Origin of the sequence: Nocardia sp. NPDC004860 (assembly GCF_040609015.1) — a bacterium.
Lineage (GTDB): Bacteria > Actinomycetota > Actinomycetes > Mycobacteriales > Mycobacteriaceae > Nocardia.
This window is the reverse complement of record NZ_JBEXJI010000003.1, coordinates 192,611-215,327: the sequence shown is the minus strand read 5'-3', so window position 1 is coordinate 215,327 and position 22,717 is coordinate 192,611. Positions and strand designations below refer to the sequence as shown.

At 68.5% G+C, this 22,717-nt stretch carries 20 protein-coding genes; 10 read left to right on the top strand and 10 right to left on the bottom strand.

Going from position 1 to position 22,717, the window contains the following annotated elements; translation table 11 throughout:
• Positions 1 to 490 precede the first annotated feature (490 nt).
• A complete protein-coding gene (locus ABZV44_RS08635; RefSeq protein WP_354833496.1) occupies positions 491 to 850 on the top strand; it encodes a DUF732 domain-containing protein in 360 nt (119 codons plus the stop codon).
• A gap of 207 nt (positions 851 to 1,057) precedes the next feature.
• Here the strand turns inward: ABZV44_RS08635 and ychF are convergent, their stop codons facing one another.
• Complete coding sequence (gene ychF / locus ABZV44_RS08630; RefSeq protein WP_354833494.1) at positions 1,058 to 2,137, bottom strand: redox-regulated ATPase YchF; 1,080 nt, start codon at positions 2,135 to 2,137, stop codon at positions 1,058 to 1,060.
• A gap of 62 nt (positions 2,138 to 2,199) precedes the next feature.
• Positions 2,200 to 2,829, bottom strand: coding sequence for a TIGR03086 family metal-binding protein (locus tag ABZV44_RS08625; protein ID WP_354833492.1), 630 nt, complete (start codon positions 2,827 to 2,829; stop codon positions 2,200 to 2,202).
• A 100-nt stretch (positions 2,830 to 2,929) separates the two neighbouring features.
• Between ABZV44_RS08625 and ABZV44_RS08620 the strand changes: the two genes are divergently transcribed.
• Positions 2,930 to 3,880: a transcriptional regulator gene (locus ABZV44_RS08620; RefSeq protein WP_354833491.1), complete on the top strand. Its 951-nt coding sequence runs from the start codon at positions 2,930 to 2,932 to the stop codon at positions 3,878 to 3,880.
• Positions 3,881 to 3,922: 42 nt separating this feature from the next.
• On the opposite strand, the gene ABZV44_RS08615 is transcribed toward ABZV44_RS08620, so the two are convergent.
• The 3 genes from ABZV44_RS08615 to ABZV44_RS08605 all read right to left on the bottom strand — a co-directional run bounded on the left by ABZV44_RS08615 (position 3,923) and on the right by ABZV44_RS08605 (position 7,333).
• Entirely contained in the window at positions 3,923 to 4,837 is a 915-nt protein-coding gene (locus ABZV44_RS08615; RefSeq protein WP_354833489.1) for a hypothetical protein, read from the bottom strand.
• Between the two features lie 238 nt (positions 4,838 to 5,075).
• Positions 5,076 to 5,975 (bottom strand): alpha/beta hydrolase, encoded by a 900-nt coding sequence (locus tag ABZV44_RS08610; RefSeq protein ID WP_354834080.1) that lies wholly within the window; start codon positions 5,973 to 5,975, stop codon positions 5,076 to 5,078.
• Positions 5,976 to 6,034: 59 nt separating this feature from the next.
• On the bottom strand, positions 6,035 to 7,333 hold the full coding sequence (locus tag ABZV44_RS08605; RefSeq protein WP_354834077.1) for an MFS transporter: 1,299 nt from the start codon (positions 7,331 to 7,333) through the stop codon (positions 6,035 to 6,037).
• A 336-nt stretch (positions 7,334 to 7,669) separates the two neighbouring features.
• On the opposite strand from ABZV44_RS08605, the gene ABZV44_RS08600 reads away from it, so the two are divergent.
• Positions 7,670 to 8,611, top strand: a complete 942-nt coding sequence (locus tag ABZV44_RS08600) for an acyl-ACP desaturase (protein ID WP_354833487.1) — start codon at positions 7,670 to 7,672, stop codon at positions 8,609 to 8,611.
• Positions 8,612 to 8,666: 55 nt separating this feature from the next.
• Here the strand turns inward: ABZV44_RS08600 and ABZV44_RS08595 are convergent, their stop codons facing one another.
• Genes ABZV44_RS08595 through ABZV44_RS08585 form a run of 3 tightly spaced genes read right to left on the bottom strand, consistent with a single transcriptional unit; the run spans position 8,667 to position 11,694 of the window.
• A complete protein-coding gene (locus tag ABZV44_RS08595; protein ID WP_354833485.1) occupies positions 8,667 to 9,506 on the bottom strand; it encodes a carbohydrate ABC transporter permease in 840 nt (279 codons plus the stop codon).
• A complete protein-coding gene (locus ABZV44_RS08590) occupies positions 9,503 to 10,399 on the bottom strand; it encodes a sugar ABC transporter permease (protein WP_354833483.1) in 897 nt (298 codons plus the stop codon). Before ABZV44_RS08590 ends, ABZV44_RS08595 begins: the two co-directional genes overlap by 4 nt.
• Complete coding sequence (locus ABZV44_RS08585) at positions 10,396 to 11,694, bottom strand: sugar ABC transporter substrate-binding protein (RefSeq protein WP_354834074.1); 1,299 nt, start codon at positions 11,692 to 11,694, stop codon at positions 10,396 to 10,398. The genes ABZV44_RS08590 and ABZV44_RS08585 overlap by 4 nt, the downstream gene beginning before the upstream one ends.
• A 325-nt stretch (positions 11,695 to 12,019) precedes the next feature.
• On the opposite strand from ABZV44_RS08585, the gene ABZV44_RS08580 reads away from it, so the two are divergent.
• The 5 genes from ABZV44_RS08580 to ABZV44_RS08560 all read left to right on the top strand — a co-directional run bounded on the left by ABZV44_RS08580 (position 12,020) and on the right by ABZV44_RS08560 (position 17,024).
• The gene (locus ABZV44_RS08580; protein WP_354833481.1) at positions 12,020 to 14,347 is read left to right on the top strand and encodes a carbon starvation CstA family protein; all 2,328 of its coding nucleotides are present in this window, start codon (positions 12,020 to 12,022) and stop codon (positions 14,345 to 14,347) included.
• A gap of 7 nt (positions 14,348 to 14,354) precedes the next feature.
• A complete protein-coding gene (locus ABZV44_RS08575; RefSeq protein ID WP_354833479.1) occupies positions 14,355 to 14,594 on the top strand; it encodes a YbdD/YjiX family protein in 240 nt (79 codons plus the stop codon).
• 67 nt (positions 14,595 to 14,661) lie between these two features.
• Positions 14,662 to 16,164 (top strand): Ada metal-binding domain-containing protein, encoded by a 1,503-nt coding sequence (locus tag ABZV44_RS08570; protein WP_354833477.1) that lies wholly within the window; start codon positions 14,662 to 14,664, stop codon positions 16,162 to 16,164.
• Positions 16,161 to 16,679, top strand: a complete 519-nt coding sequence (locus ABZV44_RS08565) for a methylated-DNA--[protein]-cysteine S-methyltransferase (RefSeq protein ID WP_354833475.1) — start codon at positions 16,161 to 16,163, stop codon at positions 16,677 to 16,679. Before ABZV44_RS08570 ends, ABZV44_RS08565 begins: the two co-directional genes overlap by 4 nt.
• A 72-nt stretch (positions 16,680 to 16,751) precedes the next feature.
• Complete coding sequence (locus ABZV44_RS08560; RefSeq protein ID WP_354833474.1) at positions 16,752 to 17,024, top strand: DUF2277 domain-containing protein; 273 nt, start codon at positions 16,752 to 16,754, stop codon at positions 17,022 to 17,024.
• A 35-nt stretch (positions 17,025 to 17,059) separates the two neighbouring features.
• Here ABZV44_RS08560 and sigJ read toward each other — a convergent pair whose 3' ends face one another.
• Complete coding sequence (sigJ, locus tag ABZV44_RS08555) at positions 17,060 to 17,950, bottom strand: RNA polymerase sigma factor SigJ (protein WP_354833472.1); 891 nt, start codon at positions 17,948 to 17,950, stop codon at positions 17,060 to 17,062.
• A 133-nt stretch (positions 17,951 to 18,083) separates the two neighbouring features.
• Here sigJ and ABZV44_RS08550 point away from each other — a divergent pair, with 133 nt between their 5' ends.
• Both ABZV44_RS08550 and ABZV44_RS08545 read left to right on the top strand, forming a co-directional pair.
• Positions 18,084 to 18,668 (top strand): NAD(P)H-dependent oxidoreductase, encoded by a 585-nt coding sequence (locus ABZV44_RS08550; protein ID WP_354833471.1) that lies wholly within the window; start codon positions 18,084 to 18,086, stop codon positions 18,666 to 18,668.
• A gap of 10 nt (positions 18,669 to 18,678) precedes the next feature.
• Positions 18,679 to 19,146, top strand: a complete 468-nt coding sequence (locus tag ABZV44_RS08545; RefSeq protein WP_354833469.1) for a nuclear transport factor 2 family protein — start codon at positions 18,679 to 18,681, stop codon at positions 19,144 to 19,146.
• Positions 19,147 to 19,199: 53 nt separating this feature from the next.
• Here ABZV44_RS08545 and ABZV44_RS08540 read toward each other — a convergent pair whose 3' ends face one another.
• Positions 19,200 to 22,439 carry an SMC family ATPase gene (locus ABZV44_RS08540; protein ID WP_354833467.1) on the bottom strand — a complete coding sequence of 1,080 codons (3,240 nt, stop codon included), beginning with the start codon at positions 22,437 to 22,439 and terminating at the stop codon, positions 19,200 to 19,202.
• Positions 22,440 to 22,717: the final 278 nt, after the last annotated feature.

The window sequence follows — 22,717 nt, the reverse complement described above, 5'->3', positions numbered from 1 at the left end:
AGGACGGGTCAAGAGCGACTAGCAGCATGAAACGATGTCCTCTTCTGCCGCATATCGCGCGGACCGAACCGGCCAGCGCGGGTGTCGGCGGCCGGAACCTGTTGCGGTGCAGAACGTCCGCTACTGCCGATTAGCGGACGCCGGGCAGGATCGGCGTGCGTAGCGATGATCGGAGTGGGATGTCGGAGGTTGTGAACTTGACGGCGGGTTGATGCCGCGGGTGTGCTCTGGCCGGTTGTGCTTCGTCTGGGTGAGTCGTCGGTGGAGCTCGTGGGTCATGGGGCTGGTTCTGAGCGTCAATGTGGGCAGCTCGTGCGGTACGCGATGTGGCGGGTAGGTCTGCCGCTACCGGCCTTGCCTGGCCGCCGGTACCCGCCACGTGGGGTCCAGTGGTGGAACGCGAATTGACGCCCGGCGCAGTTCGGCGACCTCATTTACGATCTTGGTGGCGATCACCGGGTCGCGCAGTTGTCCCACGATTGGAATCGTCTTGCTCTTCTCGAAGATCGCTACAGGGCTCGCCGCCGCGGCCGCTGCTGTTTTGTTCGCCGCCCCCGCCTCGGCGTTGCCGTCGGCAGAGCTGTGGCCGGTCGCGGGCCCCCACAACTACGGCCCGTTACAGGACGCGCATTTCGCGTTCCTGCTCATCCAGCGGGATGGCATTCAGATAGTTCCCGACATCATCTCGGATTTCCCGGGCATTTCCGAGGGTGGCCATGCCGTCTGCGATCTGCTCGCGGCCGGCCTATCGAAGCGAAGTCTGGCCGAGTTCCTGAGCGAAGAGCCAGGCGATTTCGGCTCGGCGATGGCCTTCGTGAACGCCGCCGAGACTGCCTATTGCCCCGGCTGATGCCGGTGCATGGCTGGCCCGTCCTGAACGTTCGCCTCGTCCTCGCTGGCTCTCGCGACGCACTCTATTGCCGCATACCGCGCTGACCGAACCGGCCAGTGCACGGGGTCTACGAAAGGACTAAGCCCCCACCGGGATACCGGATGGGGGCTCAGCAGAGTTTCTACCAGCAGCGATACACACGCTGCCCTACTTCTTCGCAGAGGCTCAGACGTTGAATCTGAACTCGACGACGTCGCCGTCGGCCATGACGTAGTCCTTGCCTTCCATCCGGACCTTGCCGGCGGACTTGGCGGCGGCCATGGAGCCGGCCTCGACGAGGTCGGTGAAGGCGACGATCTCGGCCTTGATGAAGCCGCGTTCGAAGTCGGTGTGGATGACGCCGGCGGCCTTGGGGGCGGTGTCGCCCTGGTGGATGGTCCAGGCGCGGGCTTCCTTGGGACCGGCGGTGAGGTAGGTCTGCAGGCCGAGGGTGTGGAAGCCGGCGCGGGCCAGGGCGTGCAGGCCCGGCTCGGTCTGGCCGATGGACTCCAGCAGTTCGAGGGCGGATTCCTCGTCCAGTTCGAGCAGTTCGGCCTCGACCTTGGCGTCCAGGAACACGGCGTCGGCGGGGGCGACGGCGGCCTTCAGCTCGGCCTTCTTGTCCTCGTCGGTGAGGATCGACTCGTCGGCGTTGAAGACATAGAGGAACGGCTTGATGGTGAGCAGCGAGAGTTCCTTCAGCAGCTCGGTGTCCAGCTGGTCGCGGGCGGCGAACAGGGTCTTGCCACTGTTGAGGATCTCCTGCGCCTGCTTGGCGGTGTCGGCGACCGGCTTGCGGTCCTTCTTGACCTTGGCTTCCTTGTCGAGACGGACCACGGCCTTCTCGAGGGTCTGCAGGTCGGCCAGGATGAGCTCGGTCTCGATCACCTCGATGTCGGACAGCGGGTCCACCTTGCCGTCGACGTGGATCACGTCGTCGTCGGCGAAGACGCGCACGACCTGGCAGATGGCATCGGCCTCACGGATATTGGCGAGGAACTTGTTGCCCAGGCCCGCACCCTCGGAGGCGCCCTTCACGATGCCCGCGATGTCGACGAACGACACCACCGCGGGGACGAGGCGCTCGGAGCCGAAGATGCCGGCCAGGGTGTTCAACCTCGGGTCCGGCAGCGGCACCACACCGACATTCGGCTCGATGGTGGCGAACGGGTAGTTCGCGGCCAGCACGTCATTGCGCGTCAGAGCGTTGAACAGCGTCGACTTTCCGACGTTGGGCAGGCCGACGATTCCGAGGGTGAGACTCACGAGAGTGGGAGTCTACCCGGACCGGCGGCCCGCGCCGTCACCGCAGGTCCGGGGCCGGTCTGTCAGGCCCGCGGGTGGCGGCCGAGGTAGGCCAGCAGTTCGTCGGCCACCGGGGTGCCGCTCGCGGGCAGTTCGGTGACGACGGGCGCGAAGACGCCGTAGTCGCGCAGCGGCTCGACGAGGCCGCGGGCGGCGGTGAGCAGGTGCCCGGCCAGTTCTTCGGTGAGCGGCGAGGGCTGCCCGGTGCCGATGGCGATGTCCCAGGCGTGCACGGCGGCGTCGAGCGCGCACATGACCGCGGCCACCGGGGTGGGGAGCTCGCCGTGCGGCAGCGGGGTGGGCACGGTCTCGGTGCCGTCGGTGACGGTGGCCCAGGCGGTGGCGGTGGGTTCGATTGCGGCGGAGACCAATTCGACCGCGCCGCCGTCAATGTGCCCGGAGGGCTCGAACGGGTTGTAGGCCGGGCCGTCACCGATGCCGAGGAACTTGGCGTAGGCCAGCTGATCACCGGCCGCGTGCTGAACCACCTGCGTCACAGTCCATTCCGAGCACGCGGTGGGGTTGTCCCACTGGTCCGCGCCTACACCGGCCACGACCTCGGCGAGCGCGCGGTGCGACGCCGCGAGGACCTCGCGCCAGGCCGGGGCGAGGACGGTGGCGGGCGAGTTGTCGGTCTGCGGGTTGGCGCTCATTGTTCTTGCCTCTCAGGTCGTTTCGATCCGTTGAGATAAAGGTATGACCCGATTAGGCTGGTTTTCTTCCTAATCATCCGGCCGGACGAAAGGGTTCCGTGTGACCTCCACCACAACCCGTTTGCTGCGCCTGCTGTCCCTGCTCCAGGAGCGCGCCCTCACCGGCCGCGAACTGGCCGAACGACTCTCCGTCACCGACCGCACCCTCCGCCAGGACATCGCGCGCCTGCGCGAACTCGGCTACCCGGTGCACGCCGCCCGCGGCCCGGTCGGCGGCTACCGCCTCGGCCAGGGCGCCACCATGCCCCCGCTGCTGCTCGACGACGACGAGGCCGTCGCCGTGGCCGTCGCCATGAACGTGGCCGCCGATGGCAGCACCGGCATCGCCGACATCCATGCCAATCTCGAACGCGCCCAGGCGAAAATGGACCGCATCCTCCCGAAACGCCTGCAACGCAAGGTCACCGCACTGCGTTCCGTCACCGACATCGGCCCCGCCGTCACCGGCTCCCGGGAACCCGACACCCCCGTCCCCGCCGAAACCCTCGCCACCCTCGCCACCGCCATCCGCGCCGCCACCACCCTCTGCGCCGACGCCACCGAACTCGAGCCCTACCGGTTGATCAGCTGGCAACGCCGCTGGTACCTGGTCGCCTACAGTCTCGAATCGCACTCCTGGCAGGCACTCCCGGTGGCGTCGATCACCGAAATCACTCCCGGCACACGCCATTTCGCGCCGCGCCCACTCCCCGACTCCGATCTCGTCGCCTTCGTCCTGCGCGAAATAGCCACCACGGGTTGGCAAGTCCACGCCCGCGTCACCGTCCTGGCCCCCGCCGAAACCGTCATAGCCCGGATCAACCCCACAGTCGGCGTCGTCGAACCCCTCGACGACACCTCCTGCCTCCTGCTGACCGGAGCCGACCGCCTGGAAACCATCGCCATCTACCTCAGCATGCTGATGATGGATTTCCGCGTCACCGACCCACCCGAACTCGTCACCCACATCCGCACCCTCGCCCACCGCTACGCGGCCGCCACCTACCCGTGAACTCCACCTAGAAGTCAGCAGCGATTGCCAGTGTGGTGATTACTACTGGGTGCCGGCCGGTTCGGGGAGGACCGTGACGTGGCGGACGGTTCCGGACAATCCTGGCAGCTCGACGGGTGCGGTCCAGGTGCGGAATCCGTCGTGGCTGTCGCTGTAGAAGTACCTCTTCTCGGTGTAGGCGTCGAAGTAGATCCGGTGTCCTCCGTCGGGTAGTTCGATCACGCAGTGCCCCTCCCGCGGTGTACCCCACCCGGCCCAGTCGCCGGTGCCGATGAACCGGTACGGCCCCAGCGGCGTAGTAGCGACCGCAAGCTCGATGTACTTGCTCGATTCGTTTTTCGTGAAGGCGTAGTAGCTGCCGTCGCGCGCCACGACGGCAGTGTCGATGTAGCCGAGGTGCCCCGGCCGCTGCGGCCCGATCCCCGCGAGCGGAATCGGTGAGCTCCACACCGGCCGCGCCGGATCGGCCGTGACGATCAGATAGGGCCGGAAGCCATACCCCTGCGAGATGGAGACGAGCACTCCGACATATCCGGGAATGAGGTCGAACCATGTTGGCGCCCAGGCAGCTTCGGCTCCCGGCACCGGGACCGGATAATCCGACAGGTGAGTCCAGGTGAGCCGGTCGGTGCTACGGGCGAATCCGATGGTGTGTCCGTCTCCGGCAGTGGTGTACGCGATGTAGTAGGCCTCGTCGGAATGCCGGAGCAAACTGGGATCCCGCACCAGCCCGGCCGCCGGGCGGTAGGCGCCGGCGCGCAGCAGCGTGAAGTGTGCCGCGTCCTCGGATTCATAGACATACAGGTCGGTATCACTGCTATTGGTGAACGCGGTCATCGTGTACCGCGTGGTCGCCGCCGCCCGCGCGATCGCGGTTCGCCCGCCGAGCCCAGCCCCCACCGACAACACGGCCATCGAAGCCAATACCGACCGACGATTCCACCGGATCGCGCTCATCCACAGCATTATTCAGTGCCCGATAGCTGACCCGTAGCCGCCGCGCCGAACCACTTCCGCCACCCGCCACCATCAACGCCTCGCCGACGGATGACGCACGAACGCAAGGCAGCGCCGAATCTCCGCTTCCGGCCGGAGCACCGGCGACCCAGCGCTCTGAGCCGAGTCGACAGCCTCGGTCGATCCGCCCAGCGCGACCCGACGCAGACGAAACCAATTGGCGGCCTTGATCGTCGGTTCAGACGAGCTGATCGAGGATGGCCGCCAGTTCGCGAGCCCGGAACATGACACCGGCATGCCCGGCCTCGAGGCTGTGCACGTCGAAGGGATTGTCCGGGGTGAGGCGGTCGGCGTCGTCGATCATTTTCGTGGCCAGCGCCGCGGAGATGACATTGTCCCGGGTGAGACGTATGTAGCTGTGAGGAATTCGCCCCCAGGTGTCGGCCTCGACCCGGGCGTCGGCGAAATTGGTTTGCGCGCCGTCCTCGGGCTGCATTCCGAAGTTGAGTACCAGGAGCATCTGCTCGAGCGTGGCCTCGGGCATATTGGTCACCCGGAAATCCTCGAGCGCTTCGGGATCGGCCGAACGCAGGTTGAATCGGATGAGGCCGCGGGATACCGGTTCCATTCCCAGAAAGAGCGAATGGTCCGGATTCGGGATCGGGACGTCCTTCAGGGCTTCGGGTGTCTGGCTCAGCGCCATGGCGCTGGGCGCGTCCGGGGTCGGCGGGCAGAAGGCGGACAGGTAGACGATGCGGTGAATGGCTTCGGGTATGGCATTGCCGACCAGACCGATCGTGATGCCGCCGAGGCTGTGACCGACCAGGATCACCGGGCCGTGCCGCCGCACCTGCCGCACCGCGTCGATGACGTGGGTGACATTGTCCTGCACGGTGATTGCCGCCATCGGCGACGGCACGGTGGTGAATGCGGCAATGTCCTGCGCCTGATACGACAGCGGTATCGAGCCGTCGAGCCCGTGGCCGGGCAGGTCCACGGGCAGGCTGCGGTGTCCGAGCAATGCCAGTTCGCGCACTACCGGCGTCCAGAAGAAACTGTTGCTCGTCAAGCCGTGGACGAAAACGAATGTCGGAGCGGTGGTGGAGATTTCAGAGAGTTGACCGTCAGGTTCGGGCACATTTCCCCCAGTGGTCGACAACGACGGATGCTGGGTTCTTTACCCACACCGGCGTGCCGTCAACCTTCCGCACTCAGGGAGGGCAGTTCGCGGCTCGTGCTCGCGACGGGTGTGCGCTCGGCGGCGGGGATCTCGGTGCCGTGTAGTGAGGTTCCGGCGGTTTCGCGCAGGAAAGCGCAGGCGGCCAGGCCGATCAGGGAGGCGACGACCATATAGCCCGCGGGGAACAGGGACCAGCCGGTGCGCTCGATGACCGCCTCGTTGACCAGCGGGGCGGTTCCGCCGAAGACGGCCGTGGATACGTTGTAGCCCAACGCGAATCCCGCATAGCGCACGTGGGTGGGGAAGATGGCCGGGAAAGTCGAGCTGATGGTGGACAGCTGCGGTATGTACAGCAGGCCCAGCACCACGAATCCGATGACGGCCCAGACGGTCCCGCGGCCCATCAGCCAGTACATGGGCACCGCGAGGACGGTGAGCCCCACCAGCGAGACCAGCCACAGCGGGCGTCGGCCGACCCGGTCGGAGAGGCGGCCGAACAACGGCAGCGACACCATCATCACCAGCTGGCCGATGAGCATCATGGCGGTGGTGGTGGATTCGCCCAGGCCGATGGTGTGCTGCAGGTAGGTGGGCTGATACGTGAGCAGCGTGTAGTTCACCACGTTGAGCGCCACCACCAGCCCGATCAGGGTGAGCAGTTCGCGCCGGTAGGTGGTGAGCACCTGGCGCAGCCCGCCCGGCGGGGCGGTCCGGTCGTCCTGCTCGGACAGCTCGGTGAAGACCGGGGACTCGTCCAGCTTGCTGCGCAGATACCAGCCGGTCAGGCCCAGGGGGACGGCCAGCAGGAACGGGATACGCCAGCCGCCGGCGTACATGGCGTCCGAACCGAGCGCCAGCTGGCAGGCCAGCACCACCGCCGAACCGCCGACAAAGCCTGCGAGCGTGCCGAATTCGAGGAAACTACCCAGGAATCCGCGCCTGCGGTCCTCCGCGCATTCCGCGAGATAGGTTGCGGCGCCGCCATATTCTCCGCCGGTGGAGAACCCCTGCACCACCCGCAGCAGGATCAGCAGGATCGGCGCGAGCACACCGGCCGCGGCATGGGTCGGCAGGATGCCGATGGCCCCGGTGGCCACCGACATGATCAGGATCGTGGTCGCCAGCACGGCCTTGCGGCCGATGCGGTCGCCCAGCGGACCCCACACCATGCCGCCCAGCGGGCGCAGCACGAACGAGATCGCGAAGCCCAGCATGGTGCCGAGGGTGCCCAGCGAGCCCGGGAAGAAGGCGGACGTGAGGTAGCCGGCCGTGGCGGCGTACACGCCGTAGTCGAACCACTCGGTGGCATTGCCCATGGCACTCGCGGCGACCGACCTCCGCAGCGGAAAGCCGGCCCTGTTCGGTTCCGTCGTATCTCGCACGAAACAGACCGATACCCATGCACACCATTCGCAAACTGCGAGGACCCCGAACAGACCCTTCCCCACCGACTCTCACCAGCGCGAACGCCACGATCGTGATGGTCGTCACAAATGCGGCAAATTCGTCTCGGCGGTTCGACTGGTAGGGCCGGATACGCCCCAATCCCATCGCGTCCGTCTAGGGTATAAGCGCGGCGATGCCGCGCAGTCAGTGATGCATGAACAGCGGTATGTTCCGTGGTTTTTTCCACCGAATCCGAAAGGCGCTGTATGGCTAGGGACTTGACGCAAATCGAGTTACTGACGGAATTGGAGCCGGTTGTCGCGGCCAATATCGACCGGCATCTGTCCACGGCGAAGGACTGGTGTCCGCACGACTATGTGCCCTGGAGCGAGGGCCGCAACTTCGCGGCCATGGGTGGCGACGATTGGGAGCCCGAGCAGTCACGCCTCTCCCAGGTCGCCAGGATCGCGATGATCACGAACCTGCTGACCGAGGACAACCTGCCCTCCTACCACCGGGTGATCGCCGAGAACTTCTCCCGGGACGGCGCGTGGGGCACCTGGGTCGGCCGCTGGACCGCCGAGGAGAACCGCCACGCGATCGCCATGCGGGACTACCTGGTGTGCACCCGCGCTGTCGACCCCGTCGCGCTGGAGAACGACCGGATGGTGCACCTGACCCGCGGCGTCCACGCGCCGGATGGCTTCGGCGGCGTCCTCGATCAGGTCGCGTACGTGACCTTCCAGGAGTTGGCCACCCGGGTCAGTCATCGCAGCACCGGACGGGTCTGCGACGACCCGATCGCCGATCGGATGCTGCAACGCATCGCGGCCGACGAGAACCTGCACATGATGTTCTATCGCAACATCACCGGTGCCGCCTTCGACGTCGCGCCCGACCAGGCGATGGAGTCGGTGACCAAGATCGTGATGACCTTCGCCATGCCCGGCACCGGCATGCCGAACTGGCGTCGCAACGGCGTCTTGATGGTCAAGCACGGAATCTACGATCTGCGCCAGCATCTGGACGAGGTCCTGTTGCCGGTCCTGCGCATCTGGAACGTCTTCAAGCGCACCGATTTCACCGCGCGTGGCGAACGCAGTCGCGACGTACTCGACCAGTACCTCGAGAAACTCGGTCGCGACGTCATCCGGTTCGAAGAACAACGCGAACGCATCCTCAGCCGCGAAGCGGCACGGGTCGGCTAGCCGCTAGGTCGGGCATGTGGACGGCACGTGCCCGACCAGCTACCGGTCCTGCCCATCAGCGGCCACCCAGGCCGGAGAGGGCGATGCCGCGGACGAAGGCGCGCTGAGCGAGCGCATAGAGCAGCAGCAACGGCAGCAGGATGACCGTGGCCGCGGCCATGAGCAGCGGCCAGTTGGTCGAGTACTGCCCCTGGAGCCGGACGAGACCCAGGGTGGCGGTCGCGTAGTCGTTGCGTTGAATCATGATCAAGGGCCAGAGGAAGTCGTTCCAGACGGTAATCCAGGTGAGGACCGCCAGGACCATGACCGCCGGTTTGGTGTGCGGCAACAGGACTCGCCAATAGGTCTGCCACGGGGTGCAGCCGTCCAGGATGGCCGCCTCCTCCAGTTCGATGGGGAGGGTGCGGAAGAACTGGCGCATCAGGTACGTGCCGAAGGCGCTCCCGAAGAGACCGGGGACGATCATCGCCCAGGGGGTGTCCATCCAGCCGAAGGCCCGCATGAGCAGGAACTGCGGGATGACGGTGACGGTGAGCGGGACCATGAGGGTGGCCAGGTAGCCCACGAACAGCACCTCACGGCCGGCGAAACGCAGGCGGGCGAAGGCGTATCCGGCCAGAGAGCAGAAGAAGACCTGGCCGGCGGTCACGCAGGCGGCGTAGACGACGGTGTTGAGCAGCATGCGGCCGAGCGGGATGGCGTCGAAAGCCTCCCGGTAGTTGGACCATCGGGGGTGCGACGGCAGCGGCGCCGCGTCGGTCAGCTCACCGTCGGACTTCAGGGAGGCCGAGACGGACCACAGGATCGGGGTCAGCGCGCACCACGCCACCACGATCAGCGCCAGATAGGTCAGCACTCCGGTGATCAGGCGGCGCACCACTCCGCCGCGGCTCAAAGCTCCGCCTCGGATCGTCGGGCCAGCCATTGCTGGATCAGGGTGAAGGCCAGCAGGATTGCGAAGATCACCCAGGCCAGGGCGCAGGCGTAGCCGACCTCGTAGAAGCGGAAGGCGTTCTGGAACAGCATGATTCCCAGAACGTAGGTGCCGGTCTCGGGGCCGCCGTTGCTGCCGGTCAGGGCATAGGCCTGGTCGAAGGCCTGGACCGAGTTGATGACGGTGATGACCAGGACGAAGGAGAGCGCGCCGCGAATCAGCGGGATGGTGATCGAGCGGAAACGCCGCCAGGCGTTCGCGCCGTCGATTTTCGCTGCCTCGTACAGGTTTTCGGGGACGCCCTGCATGGCCGCGAGCAGGATGACGGTGGCGAAGGGCACCGATTTCCACACCGTCACCAGGCTCAGCGAGACCATGGCCCACTGCGGATCGGTCAGCCACGGCACCGGGCCGAGGCCGAGCCCGCCCAGGAGAATATTGGCGAGCCCGTCATCGCTGGCGAAGATGAAGCGGAACACCACCGCCATGGCGACGGTCGACGCCACCAGCGGCAGGAACGCCACGGTCCGGAACACCCCGACACCGCGCAGCTTCCGATTCAGCAGTCCCGCGACGGCGAGGCTGACCGCCACGGTCGGCACCAGCGTCAGGATCGTGAACACCGCCGTATTCCGCAGGGCGATATAGAACAGCGGGTCCGCGGAGAACAGCCGCCGATAGTTCGCCACACCCACGAACCGCGGCGGGCTGAACAGATCCCAGGAGTGGAAGCTCAGATACAGCGAAAACCCCAGCGGGAACAGCATGAACACCAGGATGGCGGCCAGATTCGGTGCCACGAACAGCCTTCCGGCGCGCGCCCGCCGTCGCCCCAGCACCGGCCCACCCCTCATACCGCCGCCCGCAGCAGCTGATCGATATCGGCGCTGGTCTGCCCGCCCAGCGAGGCCGCTGTCGCCGCGCCCCGCAGCACTCGATTGCAGCCACGCTCGAGCAGCGCCTCCACCTTGCCCCACACGGGCGTCACGGCCAGCGGACGCGAATTCTCCGGCCCCTCGGTGAAGACCTCGAGATTGCGCAGCGCCGGGTGGGCCGCGGCGAATCCCGGTGACTGCATGGCCGATCGCAGGACCGGCACGAACAGACCCGACTCCGCGATGATGGCCTGCCCCTCGGGCCCGGTCGCGAACTTCACGAATTCCCAGGCCTGTTCGCGCCGCGGACTGCTCGCCGCGATGGCCAGTCCGGTGCTGCCGATATCGGTGATCGCGCCCGGGCCCCCGCCCGGCCCGATCGGCAGCACCGTGACATCGAAGTCGAGGTCGTCGTGCCCGGTGAACTCCGAATACAGCCAGTGCCCGCCCATGAGCATGGCGGCCCGCCCGCTGCGGAACAGATCCTGCGCCGAAACCGATTGCCGGTCACCGACACTGGGCGCGACCCGGTGCCGCACGGCCAGGTCGGCATAGAACTGGAACCCGGCCGCGAACCGCGGATCCCCCAGATTGGTGCTGGTGGGCCGCACCGGCGGACTGAACCATTCGACGCCGTTGTTCATACCGAAGCAGGCCGCCGAGAAGTAGGGCACCCAGGCGTCCACGAATCCCCACTGCCCGGTGCGCCCGTCGGCGTCGCGGCGGGTGAGCGCCCGCGCGGCCGCCAGGAACTCCGCGAAGGTCCAGGCCTCGGACCAGTGGGCGGGCGGGCGAATCCCGGCCTCGGCGAACAGCTTCCGGTTGTAGTAGAGGAACACCCCCGACCACTGCTCCGGCAGCGCGTACTGCCCGCCGTCCCAGACGAAGGTGTCGCGCAGCGTCGCGTACCCGTCGGCGCGCAGCCGGGTGGCGTAATCCGGCTCCCGGTCCAGGAATTCGCGCAGATCCACCAGCACACCCCGATCGGCGAGCCCGGCGTAGAGCAGCTCCCACGCCATCAGCACATCCGGGCATTTGCCGCCCGCGCAGTAGGTGAGCATCTGCTGCAGGGGGTCGGGCCCGGACATGATGGTGCGGATCCTGATATCCGGTCGCCGCCGGTGGAATTCGTCGATGATGCGCAGCCGCGCCCGGGCCTCCTCGGGCCGCGCCTGGAAGAAGAAGGTGACCGCGTCGTCGTCCCGGCCCGCGCAGCCGCCCGCGGCCAGCAGCGCCGCCAGCGCGGCCGAGCGCAGCAGGCTACGCCGATCCATTCCGCCGGGCCGGGCCGCCCATTCGCTCGCCAAAGATATATCTCCGTGAACTAAACGAACTAAAGGACCACAGTGACGCAGATCTCGAACCAGCATGGCAGCATACGGGGAGCAATCTGCGACACGCGGCAAACACGCGAAGTCGCGGGAATCCGACTGGCCCGCACCACCCCCGCGCGCCGGCCGCAGCGTCCGCCGGGCCACCCGTACCTGGCGGTACGACAGCAGGTGAACAGCCGGTCGAAGCCGGTTCACTCGCATGTCGGTTGGGCTACGTTGTGACCATTTCAGTTAGAAGCCGCAGTACCGCAGGGAGAGTTGTCGCATGGCGACCATCGAATACCTCCGGACGGATCCCGACCTACCTCCGGTAGGTGTCGTGGACCGGACGCCCATGACGCCCGCGAAGAAGGGCATCTTCCTCGTCATCGCCGTCATCGGCGCAATCGCCTGGGCCATCCTCGCTTTCATGCGCGGCGAGAACGTGAACGCGGTGTGGATCGTCATCGCCGCCCTCTGCACTTACGTACTCGCGTACCAGTTCTACGCCCGGCTCATCGAATACCGGATCACCAAGCCGCGCGATGACGTCGCCACTCCCGCCGAGGAGATGGAGAACGGCAAGGACTACATGCCGATGGACCGCCGGGTCCTGTTCGGCCACCACTTCGCCGCCATCGCGGGCGCCGGCCCGCTGGTCGGCCCGGTGCTGGCCGCGCAGATGGGCTATCTGCCCGGCACCATCTGGATCATCGTCGGCGTGGTGCTGGCCGGTGCGGTGCAGGACTACCTGGTGCTGTGGGCCTCGGTGAAGCGCCGCGGCCGGTCGCTGGGCCAGATGGCGCGCGACGAGCTCGGCGTGGTCGGCGGCATCGCGGCCATCATCGCGGTGCTGGTGATCATGATGATCCTGCTCGCGGTGCTGGGCATCGTGGTGGTGAATGCCCTTGCCGCGACCAAGAATCCGACCACCGGCGCACTCGAGGGCGGTAGCCCGTGGGGTGTGTTCTCCATTTCGATGACCATCCCGATCGCCCTGTTCATGGGCCTGTACCTGCGCTTCTTCCGGCCCGGAAAGGTCGGCGAGGTGTCGCTGTTCGGCTTCGTGCTGCTGCTGGCGGCGATTCTGCTGGGCAATCCGGTGTCCCAATCCGGTTGGGGCCGCGACCTGTTCACGCTGTCCGGCACCACTATCGCCTGGATGCTGATCATCTACGGCTTCATCGCCTCGGTGCTGCCGGTGTGGCTGCTGCTGGCTCCGCGCGACTACCTGTCCACCTTCATGAAGATCGGCACCATCGGCCTGCTCGCCATCGGCGTGCTGGTCACCATGCCGGTGCTGCAGGCCCCCGCGGTCTCCCAGTTCGCGTCCAACAGCAACGGTCCGTCCTTCGCGGGCAGCCTGTTCCCGTTCCTGTTCATCACCATCGCCTGCGGCGCGCTGTCCGGCTTCCACTCGCTGGTGTCCTCGGGCACCACGCCGAAGCTGCTGGAGAAGCAGTCGCAGGCGCGCATGATCGGCTACGGCGGCATGCTGATGGAGTCGTTCGTGGCGGTCATGGCGATCATCGCGGCGTCGATCCTGGATCAGCACCTGTACTTCGCCATCAACAGCCCCGGCCTCACCTCCGCGCAGGCCGCGGCCGACAGCGTGAACAAGCTCGGTGTGGGCGGCAGCCCGATCGACGCGAAGTACCTCAACGACATGGCGCAGAGCGTCGGTGAGTCCCGGGTCTACTCGCGCACCGGTGGCGCGCCCACCCTCGCCATCGGCATGACCGAGGTGATGCACAAGTTCATCGGCGGCACCTCGCTCAAGGCGTTCTGGTACCACTTCGCCATCATGTTCGAGGCGCTGTTCATCCTCACCACCATCGACGCGGGCACCCGCGTCGCGCGGTTCATGCTCTCCGATTCGCTGGGCAACCTGGGCGGCGTGGCCAAGAAGTTCCGGGATCCGTCGTGGTGGCCGGGCGTGTTCATCTGCTCCGGCGTGGTCGTGGCCGCGTGGGGTTCGGTGCTGCTGATGGGTGTCACCGACCCGCTGGGCGGCATCAACACCCTGTACCCGCTGTTCGGCATCTCCAACCAGCTGCTGGCGGCGATCGCGCTGACGGTGGTGCTGGTGATCGTGGTCAAGAAGGGGCTGGTGAAATGGGCCTGGATACCGGCGCTTCCGCTGGCCTGGGACCTGATCGTCACCATGACTGCCTCGTTCCAGAAGATCTTCTCGGGTGACCCGAAGATCGGCTACTGGACGCTGCACAACAACACCATCGACAAGCAGAACGCCTACATCGCCGCACGCGATGCGGGGCAGCTGCCGAAGGGCGTCAAGGACGTCGCCGCGCTGAATCAGCAGATCCACGATATGGACAAGATCATCCGCAATACCTTCGTCCAGGGCACGCTCTCCATCGTGTTCGCGGTGATGGTGCTGATCGTGGCGCTGGTCGGCGTGTGGGTCTGCCTGCGCGCCATCCGCAAGGGCGGCGGTGAGACCACCGAATCGCCGGAGGTGCCGTCGAAGATCTTCGGCCCCAGCGGTTTCCTCGCCACCAAGGCGGAGAAGGAGGTCCAGCAGGAATGGGACACCCTGATCGCCGAGGGCAAGATCCGCGCGCCCGGCGCGGCCACGGTCGCCAGTCATTGACGCGCCGATGAGTACCCCCGAAGCCCCGCTCGCCGCAGGTCCGCTGCGGCGGGCGGGGCTCGCCCTCGTCCGGGCCGTGAAAGCCGTTGCCTGGTGGTTCAACTCGATCCTCGGCGGCAACGACTACGCCCGCTACGTCGATCACCTGCGGCTGCGGCACCCGGGATGCGAGATTCCCAGCGAGCGCCAGTATTGGCTCGATCGCCATGCGGCCGCCGCCGAGAACCCCGCAAATCGCTGCTGTTGACACGAGTGGCGGTTTTCCGCCAACATCCATGTCCGATACCCGCTAGCAGAGGTCGGCCGGGACTGACATGGTGGTATGCGTGAGTGCGAACGACTTGGATTTCGAGCGTTGCTACCGCGCCGTGGCAACCCGGGACGCCCGGTTCGACGGGCAGTTCGTGACCGCGGTGCGCACCACCGGAATCTATTGCCGCCCTTCCTGTCCGGCCATCACCCCCAAACGCACCAACGTCACCTTCCTGCCCACCGCGGCCGCCGCGCAGCAGCACGGCTTCCGCGCCTGCCGCCGGTGCCTGCCCGACGCCGCGCCCGGCTCGCCCCTCTGGAACACCCGCGCGGACCTGGCCTCCCGCGCCATGCGCCTGATCGGCGACGGCGTCATCGAGCGCGGCGGCGTGCCCGCCCTCGCCGACGCCCTCGGCTACTCCCAGCGCCAGCTCACCCGGGTACTCACCAGCGAGCTCGGCGCCGGCCCCCTGGCACTGGCGCGCGCCCACCGCGCGCACACCGCCCGGCTGCTGATCCAGACCACCCGGCTGCCGATGTCGGACATCGCGTTCGCGGCCGGATTCGCCAGCATCCGGCAGTTCAACGACACCGTGCGCGAGGTGTTCGCGGTGAGCCCGACCACGCTGCGCGAGGAATCCCGGCGCCGCAACGGCGACACGCTGCCGGCCACCAACGGGCTGCTCACCCTGCGACTCCCTTATCGCGAACCGTTGGACAAGTCGTGGCTGGAATGGTTCCTGTCCGCCCACAGCGTCCCGGGCGTGGAGCTGTGGGAGAACGGCGTCTACAGCCGCAGCCTGCGAACCCCGCACGGCCACACCACCATTCGGCTGTCCATCCAGCCCGGCCACGTGCGGGCCTCACTGTCGCTGCAGGACATGCGCGACCTCGCGCCGACCGTCGCCCGCATCCGGCACCTCCTGGATCTGGATGCCGATCCCATCGGGATCGACGAGGCCATGGCCGCCGGCATGGCGGGAAGCCCACCGCGCCCGGGCTTTCCGGGCGCCGTGCTGCCCGCCGGCATCCGGGTCCCCGGCTGCCTGGACGGCCCGGAACTGTTGCTGCGCACCATGATCGGGCAGCAGATCTCGGTGGCCGCGGCCAATACCCACACCGCGCGGCTGGTACAGGGCCTGGGCGAGACCATCGCCGGGCCGATCCCGCACCTGTTCCCCACCGCCGAGGCCATCGCCGAACGCGGCTCCGAGGTACTGACCGGGCCGAGCCGGCGCATCGAGGCCATCGTCGGCGCGGCCAAGGCGCTGGCCACCGGCGACCTGGTGCTGCACTCCGGCCGCACCGCCGGTGAACTGCGCCGCGACCTACTGGCCCTGGACGGGGTCGGGCCCTGGACCGCGGACTACGTCACCATGCGCCTGCTCGCCGATCCGGATGTGCTCCTACCCTCCGACCTGATCGTGCGCCGCGGCGCGGGCCTGCTCGGCATCGACCTCGCCGATACCGCCCGCTGGTCGCCGTGGCGCTCCTATCTCACCATGCATCTGTGGAAATACGCCCTCGCCCACCCCACCGAGGCCAACCGGAGGACCCCGCAGTGAGCTCCGAAACCCCTTTCGGCACAGCCGATTACGCCACCGTCGCAACACCCGCCGGTCCGTTCACCGCCATCGTGGACGCCGACGGGGTGGTCCTCGCCTCCGGCTGGACCGCTGACCCGGAGGAACTGCGGGTGCTCATCCACCCCGGCATCCGGCCCGCCGCCCTGCGCGCACGCGACGCCCTCGGCGCGGTCACGCGGGCGGTCACCGAGTACCACGCCGGTGACCTCACGGCCATCGACGGCATCGCCGTGCGCCAGGTCTCCGGACCGTTCCTCACCCACGCCTGGGAGATCCTGCGCAAGGTGCCGGCCGGAGCTCCCGTCACCTACACCGACTTCGCGGCCATCTCCGGGCGGCCCGCCGCCACCCGCGCGGCGGCCAATGCCTGCGCCCGCAATGCCGCCGCGCTCTTCGTGCCCTGCCACCGGGTGATCCGCACCGACGGCAGCCTCGGCGGCTTCCGCTACGGCCTGCCGATCAAGCGCTGGCTGCTCGACCACGAGTCGGCCTGAGGGCTCTCGCCCCCGGGGTCGGCGCCCGAGCGTGCCCGGGCCGCGTCGGTGCCCGGGCGTACCGTGGCAGCCATGTGCCGCAACATTCACACCCTGCACAACTTCGAGCCGCCGGCCACCCCGGACGAGGTGCACGCGGCCGCCTTGCAGTACGTCCGCAAGATCAGCGGAAGCACCAAACCGTCCCAGGCCAACCAGGACGCCTTCGACCTGGCGGTGGAGGAGATCGCCGCGGCGACCACCCGCCTGCTGAACAGCCTGACCACCACCGCCCCGCCCAAGGACCGCGAGGTCGAGGCCGCCAAGGCCCGCGCCCGCGCCGAAGTGCGCTTCGCGGGCCGATAACCGAATCGGAACAGCGTACGGATGCGCTGTTCGGTTCAGCCGGCCGTCCAGGGCCGCAGTTTCTCCGGGTTCCGGATCACCCAGATGCGGGTGATCCGGTCGTCCGCGATATCGAACGCGTAGACCGAGACGATGGTGCCGTCGAGCTGCGCGACCAGGCCGGGCTGGCCGTTCACCGTCCGCTCCAGCAGGGTTACCGCGGCACCGCGGGTGGCGATTTCCATCCAGGCGTGGGCGACCTGCTCACCGCCGTTGATCGGGTCGTGGAAGGATAGCGCCAGACCGCCGCCGTCGGCCGTGGCGATCACCTGCGGATCGAGCAGGCCGATCAGGGCCTCGATATCCTTTGTCTCCCAAGCCCGTTTGAAATCCCGGACCACCTCGGCGCGCACGGCGCTCGACGGGCTCCGCGAGGTATCGATGCGGCGGCGGGCGCTGGAGGCGAGCTGGCGGCAGGCTGCGGGGGTGCGCCCGACGATGCCGGCGACCTCGGCGAAGGAATAGCGGAAGACGTCGTGCAGGATGAACGACACCCGCTCTGCCGGTGTCATGGAATCCAGCACGACGAGGAAGGCCATGCTGATCGACTCGTCGAGGGTGACCCGGTCGGCGGGATCGACGGGGGCGGGACCGTCGAGCCATTCGGATCGGTCGGGGACCGGCTCCGGAATCCATTCGCCCACATAGCGTTCCCGCCTGGCGCGCGCCGAGCCGAGCAGATCGAGGCAGATCCGGCCGGCGACCGTCGTCAACCACCCGCCGGGCGCCGCCACCTCCCGCCGCTGCCGCTCGGACAGCGCGTACCAGCGAGCGTAGGTCTCCTGTACCACATCCTCGGCCTCGGACAGGGAGCCGAGCAGCCGGTAGGCGAGATTGATCAGCTGACGGCGTTCATCGATCACCCCGGGCAGGTGCGGGTCGGTCATGTGCGGCTCCTTCGGTCTGTGCGTACCCACCGAATCGACGAATCAGCGACCCGATTTGTGAGGCGGCCTGACATTCCGGACGGCTGTGTCGTCGGAGGGTCATGACGTTCTCAGCAGAGCAGGAGTTCCGGAGATGATCAGAATCGGCATCATCCTCGGCAGTACCCGGCCCAACCGCAAAGGCCCGCAGGTCGCACAGTGGGTTCTGGACTCGGCGGCGCAGCGCGGCGACGCCGAGTTCGAACTGATCGACCTGCGCGACCACCCGCTCCCGCATCTCGACGAGCCCGTGCCGCCGATGTTCGGCCCGTCGATGCATGCACACACCCGCGCCTGGGCCGAACGGATCGCCCGCTTCGACGGCTTCGTGATTGTCACCCCGGAGTACAACAGCGGCGCCCCCGGGGTGCTGAAGAACGCCCTCGACCATCTGCTCCGGGAATGGACCGACAAGGCAGTCGGATTCGTCTCCTACGGCACGGCCGGCGGCGCCCGCGCCGTGGTGCAGCTGCGGGTGGTCTGCAGCACGCTGGGCATGGCCGATGTCGGCTATCAAGTCGCGATCTCGGTGCTCACCGATTTCGAGGACCACACCACCTTCACACCTCGCGACCATCATGCCGCCGCCCTGACCAAGACGCTGGATCAGCTCATCGCCTGGAGTGGTGCGCTCGCGCCGCTGCGAGCGGCCGGCGAAACCACGCTCGTCAATTCCTGAGGAGTCGATCATGACCACACCCAACGACTTTCGGTCACGCGCCGACCGCATCGAGGCCGACGAAGTCGAGATTCGCCGGAACATCGACAAGGTGGTCGAAGGACTGCGAGCCAAGGACCTCGACGCCCTGAAACAGGCGTACACGCCCGACGTCGTGTCCTTCGATGTCGAGCCGCCGCTCCAGCATGTCGGGATAGCGGCGAAACTCGAGAACTGGGCGAAAGTCTTCCTGTTCTTCGAGACTGTGACCTATGAGGTTCGTGATCTGACGTTCACCATCGGTGATGATGTGGCATTCGGGCACGCCTTCGCTCGTCTCAGCGGCACGCTGAGGAACGGGGCCGCGACGAGCGGAATGTGGGTCCGGGTCACCTACGGCCTGCGGAAGATCGACGGCACCTGGTTGATCGCGCACGATCAGGTATCGGTGCCGTTCGACATCTCGAGCGGCAAAGGCGTGGCCGACCTGGAGCCGTGACGGGCCGGGGTGCCGGGTGCCGTTGCCGTGCGGGCTTTCGCCCTGTCGAAAGCCTATGCGCCGACCGAGGTTTCGAGGCGAGAGCCGGTGCGGCCGCGAATGACGTGCAGGCGGCTGGGGATACGCTGGCGCATTTCGTCCACATGGCTCACCACGCCGACCACCCGGCCCCCGGAACGGAGCTCGTCCAGGACGCCCATCACGGCGTCGAGGGTATCGGCGTCGAGGCTGCCGAAGCCTTCGTCGATGAAGAGGGTGTCCATGACCAGGCCGCCGGATTCGGCCGACACGACGTCGGCCAGGCCCAGGGCCAGGGCCAGCGAGGCCATGAAGGTCTCGCCACCGGAGAGGGTTTTGGCCGGGCGGATCGCGCCGGTGTAGTCGTCGCGGATGTCGAGGCCCAGGCCGCCGCGGCGGCCACGCGGGCCCGCGGCATCGGTGTGGACGAATTCGTAACGGCCGCTGGACATCCGGCGCAGCCGCACCGAACCGGCCAGCGCCACCTCCTCCAGGCGGGCGGCCAGCACGTACGAGCGCAGGGACATGCGGCGGTTGTTCTCGCCACGGCCGGACACCACCTCGGCCAGACGGGCCAGCTCGTCGTGGGAGCGCTGGAGCGGGGCGATGCGATCGACGGCCGCCGACAGCTGTGCGCACAGGCCCTCCAGCTGCGCCAGCCGCCGGTCCGCCTCGGCGTTCGCGGCGACGGCCCGGTTCAGCTCCGATTCCGCCTGTGCCACCGCGGTTTCCAGCTCGCGCGGATCGCCGGGTTCGTCCTCCCCGGCCGACTGGATCTCGGGTTCGGCCAGCACGGCCTCGGCGTGCGCGCGAGCCCGGTCGGCGGCCACCAGTTCGTCCTCGATGGCCGTTTGCTGCGCGGCGGTGCGGGAGGCGGCGTCGACCGCGCGGGCGTACTCGCCCAGCACGCCGTAGTCCGGCCCCGACTCCCCCATCACCGGCGGCGCGGAATCCACCAGACCCGCGTCGTAGGAAAGCTTTTCGACCCGGACGGCGGCCGCCGCGACCTGCTCGCGAGCGGTGGCCGCCGCGACGCGCGCGGACCGCACCGCGGTGGCCTCCTCGACCAGCGCCGTCAGGCGGGCCCGGCGGCGGTCGACGGTGCCGTCGGCGCCGGCGGCCGCGCGCAGCCGCTCGGTGAGTTCGGCCAGCCGCCGATCGGTGGCGACGATCCGCTCCGTCGTTGCACTGGAACGGCTTTCACATTCCCGCGCCTCGTCCTGTAGCCGGGTCTGATCCGCGCGCAGCGTGCCGAGTTCGGCGGTCAGCCCGTCCACGAGACCCGCGATGCCCTTGGCCGCGGTGTACCGCCGGGTCGAATCGTCCAGTGCGGCGGCAAGTTCCGCCTTGTCGACATCGCCGCCCCGCTCGACCAGCACCTCGACCGCCCGCTCCAGCTCGGCGACCCGTTGCCCGGCCCGCTCCCGCTCGGCCTCGGCCTTCCGCTCCGCGGCCAGCGCCGCGTCCTCGTCGGCCTTGGACACCGCATGCTCGGCCGGCCGCGCCGGATCCGGGTGCGCGAGGGACCCGCACACCGCGCACGGCTCGCCGGCGGCCAGTCCCTCCGCCAGCTCCGCCGCCATCCCGGCCATGCGCTGCTCCCGCAGTGCCTGCGTACGCCGCCACGCCTCGGTGTGCCCGATCCGCGCCCGCTCGAAAGCGGTTCCCGCCCCGGCCAGTTCACCGCGCCGCCGCTCCAATTCCACCGCGGCAGCGGCCGAGGTGCGCAACCGCTGGCACTCGGCCTCCAGTCCGGGCAATGCGGCCGCCGCATCCGCGGCGTCCCGCAACCGGACCTCCACCGCGGCAACGGCTTCCGGCAGCTCCCGCAACCGATGAGCCAGCTTGCCGGCACGGGCAGCCAGATCGGCCTGCTCGGTCCGCAACCCGGCCAGCTCCCGCGTCAACCGGGTCGCCGAATCCGCATCCGCCCGAACCTCATCGAGCGCGCCCACCTGTGCGCTCCACCGCTGCACAGCCGCCTCGAGCCCCCGGGCACGGCCCTCGAGCATCGCCGGTCCAGCGTCCTCGACACCGTTGCCGTCGTGCGTCCGGTCACCAGCGTCGGAGTCGACGGCGTCGGACGGGCTGGGGGCGGTGAGATCTCCAGCGTGACCTGCGCCGGCGTCGATGTCCGCGAGGTCGGCGGCGAGGTCGGTGCCGGTGAGTTCCGCTGCGGCGAGATCGGCTGCGGCCCAGGTGGTTCCGGAGAGCTCGGCGCTGGCCGGTTCGAGGAGGCGGTCGGCGAGTCGCTCGGCGGCGCGGGTGGCGTCGTCGGTGCGGCGGCGCAGCGTGACGGCGGCGGCGCGGGCCTCGGCCAGGGCGGTGGCGACGGGTTCGGCGCGGCGGGCCCGATCGAGTTCGGACTGACGCGCAGTGCGGTGGTCGGCGGTGGCGGCGAAGTCGGCCAGCTGGATGCGGGCCGCGGTGCTGCGGCGGAAGAGCTCGTGGCGGCGGCGCTCCGCCTCCGCTGCGGCGCGCACACCGGCCGAATCCTGCCGGCGCTGCCGCAGATCGGCGGCCGTCTCGGTCACCAAGGAGCGGGCGGCTGCCAGCAGGGACTGCGACCAGCCGACCGACTCGAGCAGCCCGGCCGTCTCGGTGGCGGGCAGGCCCGCGGCCGTGCCGACCTGGGCGATGAGACGGTCGATGCTGTGCTTGCGGGCATCCAGATCGGCCGAGCTCGTCCGGCGTTTGTCGACCAGCCACTGCTCGGCGGTGCCGAAACGCTCGGTGTCGAAGAGCTTTTCGAGCAGCTTCTCGCGATCCTCGTTGTCGGCCCGCAGGAACCGCGCGAAATCACCCTGCGGCAGTAGTACGACCTGGAAGAACTGATCGGCGCTCATGCCCAGCAGGCGCAGCACCTCGTCGCCGATATCGGGAATGCGGGACAGGTTCTGGCCCCGCCCGTCCAGCCACTCCAGCGTGGCGGCCGCGTTCTCCTTCACCCAGCCCGACTTGGCGCGCTTGCTCGGCCGCTGGAATTCCGCCGACCGGTTCAGGCGCAGCCGCCGGCCACCCACCGTGGCCTCCAGCAGCACCCGGGGCGGCGTCTGCTCGTCGGCGTGGTCCGAATGCAGCCGCTTGATATCGCCACGTGCCCCCGGCACGCTCCCGTACAGCGCGAACGCGATGGCGTCCAGCACCGTGGTCTTCCCCGCCCCGGTTTGCCCGTGCAGCAGGAACAACCCGTCCGCACCGAGCTCGTCGAAGTCGACCACGGCCGTCTCGGCGAACGGCCCGAACGCCGTCAGCTCCAGCCGATGCAGCCGCACGCAGCGCTCCCTTCCCTCAACGCCACTCCCCATCCAACTACCCGGCACCCACCGCCCACCGCGGGACACGCCGAAACACTCAGCGCCCCAACGCTCATGCGGTCATCCCGCCGGCCATATCGCCCGATTCGCCCGGCTCCAACCCGAAGTCACCCAGATCGAACAGCCCGAGCGCCGCGTCGGCCTCCGCCGCGTCCACCCCACGCACCGACCCATCGAACCCGGCCGCACTCACCACCCGCGCCGCAACCTCGGCCCCGCCGCCGCCTCCCACCGAA